We start from the raw sequence: 13,072 nt of genomic DNA on the forward strand, positions 1-13,072 counted from the left end.
TCACCCCGGGTCCGGCACCACGTCGATCCCGCCGGCCTGCTGCCCGACATCAACACGTGCCACGGTCTCGAGCGCCACGAGATCGATGATCTCGACCGTGCCGGGTTCACTACCCACACCTTCCACGCTCACGAAGGCGTAGCGGTCGTCAGACGTGACCGCGACACCATGCACCACGCGGCGCTGCGTGGGCAATGTCGCGAGAACGGCACCACTCTGCGTGTCGATGACCGACACACTCTGTCCACGCTTGTTGGTGGCGACGAGCTTCTTGCCGTCCCGCGTGATGGCCAGATTGTAGACGCCGTTGCCGGCCGGAATACGACGACGCATCTGCCACGTGGGCACATCGATCTCCACGAGATCACTCGTGCCGTTGCACGCCACCCACACCGTGCGATCGTCCGGCGACGGCTGTGCCCAGGTGGGCGAACACGTCGTGCTGCCGGCCGCGGGTTGGGCGAGGCCGTGACCGCTCATGTCATGCCCGGCGTGCGCACCCACGCCAGCGGCGGTACGCTGCGGTGGCATCCCGGCCATCCCCTGCTCCAGACCTCTGGTGAGCAGGAAATGCCGCGCCACCTGCAATCCGTCGAGATCGATCTCCACGAGCTGGTCGTCCATCATGCACACCGAGTAGTGCCGTGTGCCGGTGCTGTTCATGCGTGACCCATGAGGCATCGTGCAGGTGGTGATGCGTGCGATTTCCTGCAAGCTGTCCGCACGCACCACCGATACATCCGACGGCACCATGTCGCCGTGCAGATTGAAATTCACCACCACGATCGATCGACCGTCGGGGCTCACCTGCAAGGTCGCGGGGAAATTTCCCAGCATCACCTGCCCCTGATAGGCATTCGTACGCGTATCGAATTTCCAGAGCACGCCATACGGGGTGCCGTGCGCGGTGGTCACGTAGTAGTGCGCACCACCAGGTTCGAATGCCAAACCATGCGGGCCATCGGGATCGGCCAGCATCACGCCCACCTCGTGCTCGCGCACGACGCGCGCGCCGGTGGGGCCGAACTCGATCACGGCCACCCGATCCACCGACTCGGAGGCCACGAGTGCCCGATACGTGCGCGTCGGTGCGGCGATTGCCGCGCCCGGAGATGTCGACGTCCGTTGGGCACCCGCGTCGCCGATTTCCCCGAGCATCGCCGTCACGGCCACGACAATCAGCCGCGCGAGGCGACGGACCTGCCGATCGTTCGGCCAATCTTTCAGTCGATCTTTCAACGGACCACTCGATCGTCGCACCGTGACCTCACGGAACGATGGCGCTCTTCTTCGGATCGGGCTTGGGTTCCATGCGCACGATCCAGAGGCCGTTGTACATGTCGTTCACGTACGCCAGCCCATTGCGCACCACCACGCCCCAGGTCATCGCCGCGTTCTTCACGAAGCCGTCGAGATCGGCCGTGTTCACATGCACCATCTCGCGCTGCTGCGCCCGCAGATCGCCACGCAGCTCGCCGGAGATGTCGAACGCGCGGAACCCGGCGTTGTAGGCGCCCATGTACAGCGTGTCACCGGCCACCCACACGTTGTGCACACCGCCGAACTCCGGTTCGTAGAACGCCACGCTCTTCGGCTTCGCGATGTCCGACACGTCGAGCACCTGCAGTCGCCCGTAGGCGCGCCCGGCCGATGCATCCTTCGCGCCCTTCACCGGCGCCGCGGGAAACACTTCGTCGGCGATGAAGACGTAGTTGTTGTGACGCCACGCCGTGTGCGTGCCCCGGATGAATCCGGGGCCGCCCGACGCCTCGACCTGCCGGTAGAGATCGTTCAGATCGTACTTGTACTGCGACACGAGCTGGGGATTGCCGGGCGAGCCACCCTTCACACCATTGCCCACGTCGAGGATGACGAGTCCGTCGTTCCAGTAGCTCAGATAGGCCAGGCCATCCTGCACATCGACATCGTGCAGCGAACGTCCTGCGTCGGGGCGCGGCGTCTTCCACACCGCGGCCGTCTTCGGCTGACACGGATCGTTGATGTCGATGATGTGGAAGGCCCCCGTGCCGTCGTTGGTGAGATACACGTGGGTGCCGAACTTCTCCTGCCGGTACACGAATGTGGAGTGCACACCGCCGGTGAGTCCGTCGGTGAAGTCCGCGCACTTCTTCGGATGCAGCGGATCGTCGAGCGTGGCGATGACGATCCCGTTCTTCCGGTCGCTCGCGCCTTCGCGCGTGAACACCATGGCCTTGCCGTCGGGCGTGGTCATGATGTCGTTCACGCGCCGCGTGTTCTCGACGATCGAATCGGTCACCACCGGCCTGGTCTTGTCGGTGATATCGATCGTGTACATGCGATCGCCGCCCGACCCCGTGCCGAGGTAGGCGATCTCGCGCGTGGGGTGCAGCCACACTTCCTCGGTGGTGAACTTCATGCGCGGCAAGCGGCCGACCACCGTGGCCGGCCGGCGCACATCGCGCGGCGCGAGACGCACCACCGCCTGGGCGCTCTGCGTGCCGAGCGTGGCGGTCACGAGGTACGTGCCGCCTTCATAACCCGTGAACGCCCCGTCACGATCGATGATGCCCTGACCGGGACTGAAGCTGTACGTGGGTGTCAGACCGGTGATGGTGCGCCCCGCGGCATCCTTCGCGGTGACCTGGAAACGGATCACATCGCCGGTGCGCGCCTCACGTGAAGACGGTGTGATGCTCATCGACGCCACACGGGACGTCACCACGTCCACCGGCACCGTGATCGACGCACGGTCCACACGTCCGGTGAGCACGGCACGTCCGCCGGCCCGGGCTTCGATCATGCCATCGGCGTTCACCGCCACGGCCGCGGGATTGCTGCTGGTCCAGTTCACCCGATCGCGCCGCACATCACCGGCGGCGCTCTTCACCGTGGGCACGAGCACAAAACGCTGCCCGGGCACCAAGCGCGTGGGCATCTGGTCGAGCGTGATCGTCGCCGCCGGCCCGGGCACCATGCGCACTTCCACCCGCTGCGTGATGGCCGGCTGACCGACGATCTGCGCCACCACGGTCACCGGCAACGTTCCCGTCGATCCCGAATGCACCAGACCATCGGGTTCGACGCGGCCTTCGAACACCCCGCCGGCCGCCACGAAACGGATCTGCGCGTTGGCGATGGGCTGACCGGCCGCGTCCACCACCTGCGCACGCAATCGCAGCGTATCCTCGGCGACCACCACCGGATCGGCCGGTGTCACCACCAGACGCGCGCCCTGCGCGGGCGGTTGTACGACCGGCGCCGTCGCCGGTACGGCAACCGGCATCACGATGGACGGCGACGGCAACAGCGCGGCGATCACGAGCAGGGAAAGGGGCATCATGTCCGTCTCACTCCATCAGGCGTGTTCGAGACCCTGGGCGGCTTCTTCGAGTTCGGTCACGATCGGCGCGTCGAAACCGATTTCACGCAGCCGGTTCGCCACGCGGCGATACCAGCGCACCGTGCCTTCGCGTCCCGCCGAGAATCGTCCCCAGACCGTTTCGGGGAACGCCGTCCGGCGGAGATCGGACAGAATGGAGTTGGCATTGTGCACCTTGTCGGCGGCACACACCCAGAGCGCGTCTTCACTCGCGTGGCCGAGACGCTGCAGGTAGTCGTCCTTGCGTTCCTCCCACGACAACTCGACGCCATCGTCGTCGGTGCGCCGCGTGGTGACGGCGAGGACGGCATCGAGCACACTGTTGCCGAACTTCCGTCCGATGCGCTCTTCGAGCATCTCGCGCGTCAGACCGTCGCGCACACCGTCCTCGACGACATCGTGCAGGATACCGGCCACGATGGTCTCTTCCGGACAGCCGTAACGCGTGAGAATCACCGCCACGTTGGCCGGATGCGTGAGATAGGGGAGACGTGTTCCCTTGCGCACCTGTTGGTCGTGATGCTTGGCGGCGAAGGCAAACGCGTGGTTGATGCGATCGGAGTACCCGGTCATGACCAGATCATTGGCAGAGGCGACGGGATATCGCGTGTTCAGGCGGGGGTGAGAACATACGTCGTGCGACGGAACCAGGCCACCAGCGATTCGAGACCTCGCTGATCGGCTTCACCGAAGGCGTGGGGAACGGCCGAATCGATGTCCAGCACGGCCAGCAACGCGCCCGTCGCGTCGAAGACCGGCACCACGATTTCACTGCGCGAACGGGCGTCACAGGTGATGTGTCCGGGAAAGGCATGCACGTCGGGCACGATCACCGTGCGCGCTTCCGCCGCGGCCGTTCCGCACACACCGCGGCCGAATACGATGTCCTGACATCCCAGCGATCCCTGGTACGGCCCCACCCGCAGCAGATGGTCCGGCTCCACGACCCGATAGAATCCGGTCCACAGGTGGCCGAACGCATGATGCAGCAGTGCGCTCGTGGTTGCCATGCCGGCAATGATATCGTGACTGTCCCCGAGCACGAGTTGCTGGATGGACAGCAGCTGCGCATAGGCTTCGTCACGCGGGACGGACCGCAGGTCGGGGATGACGGGTTCCATCGGAATTCAGATGCGGAGAGGAGAAAGCCCGCGCGTCAGCGCAGCGGACCGATGGCGGTGATGAGCCGGAGATCGAGAATGGCGAATGCGATGCCCTGCACGATCACGGCGGTGCCTGCACCGATGGCACCGAGTCGGGGACCCCAGCGCCAGGCGGTCAGCGCCAGCGTCATGCCGACAGCGGCGTACCCCACGTCGAAACCCGTGTTCAGCCAGAGGGTGTTCACCAGTTCCTGCATGCCGGCATAGTCCCGTGGCGCGAGACGCTGCCAGCTTCGCGCCGCGGACAGCACCACGACACCACCCCAGACCGCCGTCTGGATGGCGAAGTGCCGGATCATGGCCGCGTCGGATCGTTTCCAGGCAAGCCGGGCGAACAGCGACGTGCCGGTCGCGATCGAGAGAACGCCCCAGAGCAGCAGTCGCTGCAGGTGTTCGCGTTCCAATACCAACAGCGTATCTGCCCACATGCTCTGAGACTAGCCGACGGACCTTCGGCCGACCAGCGGCGCCGCGTCCGATACACTGAGCGATGCGGTCGATACGCGCTTATGCATCCGTCGACGGAATCCCCCATGGCGCGGCCGGCAGCGCGCCGGTCCAGAGCACCACCGCACGCACTCGACGACCCTGCTCCCGCATGTGTCGCTGCGCCTGGCCGATCCACGCCAGCGACGTCACACCGAGACGGGCGCACAGCACCACATCCGCCGTCCGCGTTTCGGCGCCGGTGTGCACGGTCCCACGCCGTCGATCGGCCACGAGCACGGCAAAATCGTACGACGCGAGGATCGCGCCCAGTTCGTCCGACGCGGTGCGTTCCGCATGCATCGACGTCGAAGGCGTCGGAGGCAGGGACAGCGGAGATGCGGAACGCGCACGCACCAGATCCACGGCCGTATCACGTCCGAGGGCCATGGCCCGTCGGGTATCCCAGTGCAACGCCACGGAGGCTTCGGCAGGCGCGTCGGCACGTTGCAGCGAGGCCGCCGGCAACAGCGCGCGCAGAGGACCACCACGTTCGGCGAGATCCACCAACGCCGTCTCGCGGGATTCCCGGGCCGCCACCGCCGCCAGGTGCACACCCACGGCCGCAGCAATCAGGGGCTGATCACAGAGAATCTCCACCTCCCGGGACATGTCTCCCACATGCGTGAGCGAGAGATGCAGCAGCGGCCAGGCCTCACCACCGGTATCACCACCCGTATCGCCACGGGGAGTGCCACCGGCCCGATGCACGATGACCCGCGCGCCGGTGAGCGACTCGAGCTCCAGTGCATCGCCGACGGTGGGCCGACGCATTTCCCGCCAGAGCGCCGCACCGAATCCCGCGCTCATCCCGAGGATGAGTGACGCGAGCAGCGCGGCCACCGGAGGAATGGTCAGGGCGAACCGATCGCGTACCACGGCACGGGCGGCAGCGACGTCCTTGTTGAAGAGACGGGCGGCACCGAGTATGGAATCGGTGCGTCGCACGGTCAGGATGGCATCACGCAGGGCCGCATCGAGCACACTGTCGGCATGGACATCCGGGTTGCCGCGCGCGCCGTACGGCGCACCCTCTGCGCGAGTCGGCGTGGCATCGGTGCCCGGAAGACGCAGCCGGCGTGCGCCCATGGCCAGCAACCGATCGCCCAGGCCCGTGAGGCGGGTGGTCAGTGCGGCGTAGCGGGCGTCCGGCCCGCCGAGCGCGGCGTAGGCTTCCCGTTCCCGATGGACCTGTTCGATCGAATCCAGGGTGGCCCGGGCTGCGGCGTCACGCTGCAACACGGTCTCGGTGACGAGTACCCGATAACTCTCGACCAGCGGCGCCTGACGGGCCCGTTCGAGAGCCCGTTCGAGGGCGAGAATCGAGGAGGCATCGAGCGTGGAATCGGCCGCGCGCGAGGGAGTCGTGACATCCCCCGCCATCGGCGCGGCAGCGGAGGACGGCGCCGCAGCAGAGGCCACCGATGCCACCACGGACACCGCCGCCCGCAGGCTGTCCAGACGGGCCTGCAGCGCGTCCCGCTGCGCGCCCGCGGCCCGTTGCATCGAAAGCAGGGCCTGCGTATCCCGCGGCACGGGCAGTCCGCTCAGCGCCGCCGCCAGCGCCCGATCGGCCTGCCGCGGCGCGAGCACGAACGTCAGGATCGCCACCAGCGTCACCAGACAACTCACGGCGCCGATGAGCAGACCGTGTCGCACCGCATTGCGGGTGCGGGCCGCCAGCCAGCGGGCGCGGGTCAGGCGATCAGAAGACACGGAACGGGACACGGAAGGGCATACCCCTCAACGAACACGGGGGCTGGCGCATTGCGCCAGCCCCCGCCGTCCTGCAGAACGCGATCCGGTTTACTGGACCGTGACCTTGCCCTTCATGTTCATCGCGAGGTGCGGCGTGCAGTTGAAATCGTACGTACCGGCCGGAACGCCAGCGAACGAGATCGTGTAGCTCTCACCCGCGTTCAACAGCATCTTGCCGGAGAGCTCACCCGCCTGCTCGGGCATGTTGGCGAGCAGCGCAGCCTTGGCCGCGGCCGGAAGCGTGGCCGGGTCGAACGCCACGTTGTGCGGGCCGCCGCTGACCATGTGGAACGTGATACCGTCGCCGGCCTTGATCGTGATCTCCGCCGGTTCGAAACGGTAACCCTTCTCATCGCCGACCATGTTGACATTGTGCGTCGTGCCCGTGATCGGAGCCGCCGCTGCAGGCGCCGCCGGGGCCTCCGCCGCCGGAGCCGCCGCCGCCGCGCTGGCCGCCGAATCCGCCGTCGCCTTATCGCCACCACCGCACGCGCCAAGCATGATCGCCGCGCCGGTCACCACCGCAAAGCCGAGAAACCGCATGTCGAGAGGCCTCCAGAGCCTGATCGAGATAATTCCGTTCTACAGGACCGTTCTAACAGGACGTGTTCCTGTGCTCACAGGGCCCTGTGAGCCTTGTGAAGTTATTCACGAGCCCATCGCGCGCCAAGCCCCCACCCCATCACCATCTTGACGTGTCCACATCGGCCCACTAGCCTGCTCCGGATCTATGCCAACGCTTCGCCAGCAGCACCATCACGCGCATCATGGCCACGGCCCGACGGGTCGGGGGCGGTGGGCGCGTGTCGTGATGGCCGGCTGACAAGGCTTCCAGACACCCGCCGGCTCCCCGGGCCCGTCCTCCTCAGGACGGGCCTTTTTTGTTGACCATCACCTGATGTTCCAATAACAGGAACATTCCAAAGCCATGCTGCGCATCGCCTTACCGAACAAGGGCCGTCTCAGCGAAGACACCCGCGAACTCTTCAACGACGCCGGCCTCGAGGTCCGCTCGTCGGGAGAGCGAGCCCTGACCGCATCCCTGGGCGGGGAGTTCGAAGCCATCTTCGTCCGCGCCCAGGACATTCCCGAATTCGTGGCCGATGGCGCGGCCGACGTGGGCGTGACCGGCTGGGACCTGGTCAACGAATCGGGGAGACCGCTGACGTCCCATCTGGACCTGGGGTTCGGGCGATGCCGGCTGGTGGTCGCGGCGCGGGAGGAATCGGGAGTCCGGACGCTGGCCGATCTGGCCCGGCAGGCGCCACCGATGCGCGTCGCCACCGTGTTTCCCAACATCACGCGGCGCTTTTTCGAGAACGCCGGTGTTCCCGCCGATATCGTGCCGGTGTCCGGAGCCGCGGAGATCGCGCCGCACCTCGGCATCGCCGATGTCGTCGTCGATCTCACGTCCACCGGGTCGACACTGCGCGTGAATGGGCTGCGCGAAATCGACACGGTGCTGCGCTCGAGCGCGCATCTCATCACCGCCGAGGGCGGCCCCCGGCAGGGTGATGCGGCGCGACGCCGGGATCTCGACGATCTCGTCACCGCGCTGGCTTCGGTGATCCGCGCACGCGGCCAGCGATATCTCATGGCCAATGTTCCGCGCGAAGCACTCGATGCCGTGCGCGGCGTCTTGCCGGGACTCAATGGCCCCACCGTGATCGATATCGCCGATCATGGCCGGTATGTCGCCGTGCATGCGGTCGTGAGCGCCGACACGATCTACCGCACGATCTCGCAACTGCGTGCGCTGGGTGGCGAAGGCATTCTCGTGACCCGCATCGAGCGGCTGGTGCCATGACGGACCCGATCACATCGGCCTCATCGGCCCCATCCACCGATCCCGGCCCGTCCGATCGCGGTGTATCCGATCGCGGCGTATCCGATCGCGGTGCGTCGCTGCTGCGGGCACGGGGACGCTGGGAGGCGCTCGATGCAACGACCCGCCGTGCACTCGAGGACCGGGCATCCACCGTCGATGCGACGGTGCGCGACCGCACGCGGGCCATCATCGAGGACGTGCGTCGGCGCGGCGATGACGCGCTCCGTGAGATGGCGCGCGACTACGACCGCGTGTCACTGCACACGCTCGACGTGCCGCGCGCCGAATGGGACGATGCGCTGACACGTCTCGATCCGATGTTGCGTCGCGCGCTCGAACGTGCGGCGCGCAACATCGCGGCGGTACACCGTGATTTCCTGCCCGTCACCACACGCAGCACCCCGGAGCCGGGCATCACCGTGGTGCGTCGTCCCGATCCGCTGGGCCGTGTGGGCCTCTATGCGCCGGGTGGCCGCGCCGCGTATCCGAGTTCGCTGCTCATGGGTGCCATTCCGGCGCGGGTGGCCGGTGTGGGCGAGATCATCGTCTGCTCTCCACCGGGCCCTGATGGTCGTCCCCCTGACGTCGTACTGGCCGCCGCCGCGCTGGCCAATGTGGACCGGGTGTTTGCGCTTGGTGGGGCGGGAGCCATCGCCGCCATGGCTCTGGGAACGGCCTCGGTGCCATCCGTCGATCGCATCATGGGACCGGGGAATGCATACGTGGCGGAAGCCAAGCTGCAGCTCGTGTCATCAGTGGCCATCGACGCGCCGGCCGGGCCGAGCGAGTTGCTCGTACTCGCCGACGACAGCGCAAACACGGAGGCCGATGCGGATGCCAATGCGGATACCATCGCCCGTGAGATGCTGGCGCAGGCCGAACACGATCCCGATGCGGCCGTGCTGGCCGTGATCGTATCGGAAGAGCGCGTGTCATCGCTGGCGATGCGTGTGGAAGCGGCGTTGTCCACGCAGCTCGCGAGTGCTCCACGAGCCGACGTGATCCGCGCGGCGCTCGCGGCACGCGGCGGTGTGGTGCAGGTGTCATCTCTCGAGCAGGGCATCACGTTCGCCAATCGCTGGGCGGCGGAGCATCTGCTGCTCCTGGTGGGAGACGCCGTGCGGGATCGTACGCTGGCCGCGTTGCGCAATGTGGGGACGGTGTTTGTCGGCGCATCGAGCTCGGTGGCATTCGGCGACTACATGACCGGCGCCAATCATGTGCTGCCCACGGCGGGAGCCGCGCGCAGCTATTCGGGGCTGTCCACACTCGACTTCGTGCGATGGACCACGTGGCAGGAGGTCACCCCCGCCGCGGCCGCGATGCTGGCGCCCGATGTGGCCTGCTTTGCCGATGCGGAAGGCCTGCCGGCGCATGCGGCGGCGGCGCGCGCCTGGGTCAATGCCTCGCAGTCGGAATCAGGGCACGCATCAGGGTCTGCATCGGGATCTGCATCGGGGCCCGGAGTCGATGGCACCGCCCGATCGGGTGACACACACCGGCGTTTCGCCCGCCCCGTGTATGACGACGTGCCGCTGTACGACCCCAAACGTGCACCGGTGGCGCTCGATCTCACGGACAACACCAACCTCTGGGGCATGCCGCCGGCCGCCGAACGGACGTGGCGGGACATGCCGGTCACCCAGGTGACGCGGTATCCGTCGCTGTACGCCGCCGAACTCAAGACCGCGCTGGCTTCGTACGTGGGCACCACGCCCGATCGTCTCGTGACCGGATGTGGCTCGGACGACATTCTCGACAGCGCCATGCGCGCCTTCGGTGAACCGGGAGGTGAACCGGGATCGGTGGTGGCGGGCAGCGAACCGTCGTTCGCGATGATTCCGATCTTCGCGCGCATGAATGGGCTGCGCTACGTGGGCGTCACCGAACGGGCCGACGGTCAACCCGATCTCGAAGCGCTCCTGGCGGTCCGCCCGCGCATTCTCTATCTCTGCTCGCCCAACAACCCCACGGGTGCGCTGCTCTCGCGTGAACTGCTCGAGCGGGCCGTGCGTGAAGTGCCCGGCGTGGTGTTTCTCGACGAAGCGTACGCGGAATTTGCGGGCGTCTCGGCCGTGGATCTCGCCCAACGCGTGGACAACCTGCTCGTCATCCGGACCATGTCCAAGGCATTCGGGTTGGCCGGTCTGCGTGTCGGATACGCCATCGGTGCGCCGGCGCTCGTGCGCGACGTGGAGAAATCGCGCGGGCCGTACAAACTGAACGCCATGGCCGAACAGGCGGCACTCGCCGCATTGCGTCAGGATCTGCCCTGGGTGGAGGAACACGTGGCACTCGCCGTGACCAATCGGGACCGGTTGGCGCAGGCGCTGTCGGCACGGGGATTTTCCCCCTTGCCATCGCATGCCAACTATGTGTGTGTACCGGTCGACCATGCGGTGGCGGTTGGTCAGGCGCTGCGCGCCCGCGGCGTCGCAGCCCGTCCGTTCGAAGCGCTGCCGCATGTCGGTGATACCCTCCGCATCAGTGTCGGCCCGTGGCCGCTGCTCGAACAGTTCCTGGCCGCGTTCGACGACGCGGTCCGCGAGGTGAACGGTTGATGTCCGCGTCTGCATTCATGTCGTCTTCCATGTCGTCCTCCTCTCCGCTGCGTGTCACGGTCTTCGACTACGGCGCCGGCAATCTCCATTCCCTCGTCAAAGCGCTGGAAACGCATGGGGCACTGGTGCAGGTCGAAACCGATCCGGAATCGGCCGTGCACGACACCGACGCGCTCGTGCTGCCGGGCGTCGGAGCATTCGCGCCGGCAGCCGCACGACTCGCCCCCGGTCGGGAGATGATGCGCGAGGCCCTGTTCGATGGACTGCCCACGCTCGGCATCTGTCTGGGCATGCAACTGCTGTTCGATGGCAGTGACGAAGGTCCCGGACGCGGACTGGGTATCATCCCCGGTCAGGTGCAACGCCTCGCCGCGGTGCGCGTTCCGCAGATCGGCTGGAACCGTCTCGAGGACAGCACCGATCCGTTGGTGAACGCGGCGCATCTCGACGTGGCCTACTATGCGAACAGTTTCGTGGGACGCCCCACTGTCGATGGGCAGCGCTACGTGACCGCATGGAGCACGCACGAAGCCGATCGGTTCCCCGCAGTCGTGCGACGCGACCATGTCGTCGGCACACAGTTCCATCCCGAAAAATCCAGCGCGCGGGGTCTCGCCTTCATTCGCGCCTTTCTGTCGTTGGCCTCTTCACTCCGGAGCATGGCATGATCGCGATCCCTGCGGTGGATCTGCGTGGTGGACAGTGTGTGCAGTTGGTGGGCGGTGACTACGGGCAGGAACAGGTGCGTCTCGACGATCCGCTGTCGGTGGCGCGCGACTGGATCCGCACCGGTTTCAATCGCCTGCACATCGTCGATCTCGACGCCGCCACGGGCCGGGGCCACAATCACGACGTCATCCGCGATCTGCTGCGCGAGAGCGCCGTGCCCGTGCAGGTGGGCGGCGGGGTGCGTGACGAATCACGCATCGAACAGTTGATCGACGACGGAGCCGAATGGGTGGTGGTGGGCACACGCGCGGTGGAAGACGAAGACTGGCGTGAAGAGATGGCCGGGCGTTTTCCCGGTCGCCTCATCGTGGCGGCCGATGTACGGGAACGGCGGGTCGTGACCCACGGCTGGGCGGAGACATCGCGGCTGGATGTCATCGATTTTGTGGAGTCGCTGCGCACGTTGCCGCTGGCCGGTGTGCTGGTCACGGCGGTGCATCTCGAAGGCCGCATGCAGGGCACGGATCTGCCGCTCATGGAGGACGTGGTCGAAGCGAGCGTGTGGCCGGTCTTTGCATCGGGCGGCGTGACGAGTCTCGACGACATGCGGGCACTCGAGCATCGCGGCCTGGGTGGCGCCGTGCTGGGCATGGCGTTGTACACGGGCGTGCTCGATGCACGCCGACTGGCAGAGGAATTCGGCGTATGACCGTCGTGGTGCGGGAATCGAACGAAACGAAGATCCGGTTGAGCATCACCAGGGGAACCGGCCGTGCCACCGTGTCCACGGGGGAGCCGTTTCTCGATCACATGCTGGTGGCGTTTGCGCGGTACGCGGGTGTGGATCTCGACGTGCAGGCCACGGGCGATCTGCGTCATCATCTCATCGAGGATGTGGCCATCACGCTGGGGCAGGCGGTGGCCGCGTTCGCGCCTGCCGGGTGTGCGCGTTACGGTGAACGCACCGTCCCCATGGACGATGCGCTGGTGCAGGTCGTGCTCGATATCGGGGGACGTCCGTACTATCGCGGTCCGCTGCCGTCGAAGCTGTACGATCATTTCCTGCGATCGTTCGCTGACAATGCAAAAGCCACGGTGCACGTGCGGGTCCTGCGCGGCACCGATCGTCACCACATCGTGGAAGCGGCCATGAAGGGGCTGGGCCTCGCCCTGCGGGAAGCGCTCGTGGAGACCGGTGCGGTGTTCAGCACCAAGGGGTCGGTGACACTCGGGATCACGGACTGAT

Annotated in this window: 12 protein-coding genes; 5 read left to right on the top strand and 7 right to left on the bottom strand. The window is 66.9% G+C overall.

The window, feature by feature from the left end; genetic code table 11:
- The 7 genes from WG208_RS04450 to WG208_RS04480 all read right to left on the bottom strand — a co-directional run bounded on the left by WG208_RS04450 (window position 1) and on the right by WG208_RS04480 (window position 7,311).
- On the bottom strand, window positions 1-1,260 hold the full coding sequence (locus WG208_RS04450; protein WP_337170127.1) for a YncE family protein: 1,260 nt from the start codon (window positions 1,258-1,260) through the stop codon (window positions 1-3).
- Between the two features lie 7 nt (window positions 1,261-1,267).
- The gene (locus tag WG208_RS04455) at window positions 1,268-3,322 is read right to left on the bottom strand and encodes a hypothetical protein (RefSeq protein ID WP_337170128.1); all 2,055 of its coding nucleotides are present in this window, start codon (window positions 3,320-3,322) and stop codon (window positions 1,268-1,270) included.
- A gap of 15 nt (window positions 3,323-3,337) precedes the next feature.
- Window positions 3,338-3,934 (bottom strand): HD domain-containing protein, encoded by a 597-nt coding sequence (locus tag WG208_RS04460; protein WP_337170129.1) that lies wholly within the window; start codon window positions 3,932-3,934, stop codon window positions 3,338-3,340.
- A 38-nt stretch (window positions 3,935-3,972) separates the two neighbouring features.
- Window positions 3,973-4,482 (bottom strand): GAF domain-containing protein, encoded by a 510-nt coding sequence (locus WG208_RS04465; RefSeq protein WP_337170130.1) that lies wholly within the window; start codon window positions 4,480-4,482, stop codon window positions 3,973-3,975.
- Between the two features lie 35 nt (window positions 4,483-4,517).
- Window positions 4,518-4,952, bottom strand: coding sequence for a hypothetical protein (locus WG208_RS04470; protein ID WP_337170131.1), 435 nt, complete (start codon window positions 4,950-4,952; stop codon window positions 4,518-4,520).
- A 79-nt stretch (window positions 4,953-5,031) separates the two neighbouring features.
- Window positions 5,032-6,726, bottom strand: coding sequence for a hypothetical protein (locus WG208_RS04475; RefSeq protein ID WP_337170132.1), 1,695 nt, complete (start codon window positions 6,724-6,726; stop codon window positions 5,032-5,034).
- A 90-nt stretch (window positions 6,727-6,816) separates the two neighbouring features.
- Complete coding sequence (locus WG208_RS04480) at window positions 6,817-7,311, bottom strand: plastocyanin/azurin family copper-binding protein (RefSeq protein ID WP_337170133.1); 495 nt, start codon at window positions 7,309-7,311, stop codon at window positions 6,817-6,819.
- Between the two features lie 385 nt (window positions 7,312-7,696).
- Between WG208_RS04480 and hisG the strand changes: the two genes are divergently transcribed.
- Genes hisG through WG208_RS04505 form a run of 5 tightly spaced genes read left to right on the top strand, consistent with a single transcriptional unit; the run spans window position 7,697 to window position 13,071 of the window.
- On the top strand, window positions 7,697-8,575 hold the full coding sequence (hisG, locus tag WG208_RS04485) for an ATP phosphoribosyltransferase (protein WP_337170134.1): 879 nt from the start codon (window positions 7,697-7,699) through the stop codon (window positions 8,573-8,575).
- The gene (hisD, locus tag WG208_RS04490; protein WP_337170135.1) at window positions 8,572-11,157 is read left to right on the top strand and encodes a histidinol dehydrogenase; all 2,586 of its coding nucleotides are present in this window, start codon (window positions 8,572-8,574) and stop codon (window positions 11,155-11,157) included. The genes hisG and hisD overlap by 4 nt, the downstream gene beginning before the upstream one ends.
- Before the next feature lie 47 nt (window positions 11,158-11,204).
- The gene (gene hisH / locus WG208_RS04495; RefSeq protein WP_345786963.1) at window positions 11,205-11,825 is read left to right on the top strand and encodes an imidazole glycerol phosphate synthase subunit HisH; all 621 of its coding nucleotides are present in this window, start codon (window positions 11,205-11,207) and stop codon (window positions 11,823-11,825) included.
- On the top strand, window positions 11,822-12,535 hold the full coding sequence (locus tag WG208_RS04500) for a 1-(5-phosphoribosyl)-5-[(5-phosphoribosylamino)methylideneamino] imidazole-4-carboxamide isomerase (RefSeq protein WP_337170137.1): 714 nt from the start codon (window positions 11,822-11,824) through the stop codon (window positions 12,533-12,535). The genes hisH and WG208_RS04500 overlap by 4 nt, the downstream gene beginning before the upstream one ends.
- Window positions 12,532-13,071, top strand: coding sequence for an imidazoleglycerol-phosphate dehydratase (locus WG208_RS04505; protein WP_337170138.1), 540 nt, complete (start codon window positions 12,532-12,534; stop codon window positions 13,069-13,071). Before WG208_RS04500 ends, WG208_RS04505 begins: the two co-directional genes overlap by 4 nt.
- The last annotated feature ends 1 nt before the right edge of the window (window position 13,072 follow it).

It is taken from the genome of Gemmatimonas aurantiaca, from assembly GCF_037190085.1.
GTDB classification, from domain to species: domain Bacteria; phylum Gemmatimonadota; class Gemmatimonadetes; order Gemmatimonadales; family Gemmatimonadaceae; genus Gemmatimonas; species Gemmatimonas aurantiaca_A.

Coding starts and splice junctions, on each gene's coding strand:
- WG208_RS04455 (WP_337170128.1), bottom strand. CDS start 3,322: ATGATGCCCCTTTCCCTGCTCGTGATCGCCGCGCTGTTGCCGTCGCCG.
- WG208_RS04460 (WP_337170129.1), bottom strand. CDS start 3,934: ATGACCGGGTACTCCGATCGCATCAACCACGCGTTTGCCTTCGCCGCC.
- WG208_RS04465 (WP_337170130.1), bottom strand. CDS start 4,482: ATGGAACCCGTCATCCCCGACCTGCGGTCCGTCCCGCGTGACGAAGCC.
- WG208_RS04470 (WP_337170131.1), bottom strand. CDS start 4,952: ATGTGGGCAGATACGCTGTTGGTATTGGAACGCGAACACCTGCAGCGA.
- WG208_RS04480 (WP_337170133.1), bottom strand. CDS start 7,311: ATGCGGTTTCTCGGCTTTGCGGTGGTGACCGGCGCGGCGATCATGCTT.
- hisG (WP_337170134.1), top strand. CDS start 7,697: ATGCTGCGCATCGCCTTACCGAACAAGGGCCGTCTCAGCGAAGACACC.
- hisD (WP_337170135.1), top strand. CDS start 8,572: ATGACGGACCCGATCACATCGGCCTCATCGGCCCCATCCACCGATCCC.
- WG208_RS04500 (WP_337170137.1), top strand. CDS start 11,822: ATGATCGCGATCCCTGCGGTGGATCTGCGTGGTGGACAGTGTGTGCAG.
- WG208_RS04505 (WP_337170138.1), top strand. CDS start 12,532: ATGACCGTCGTGGTGCGGGAATCGAACGAAACGAAGATCCGGTTGAGC.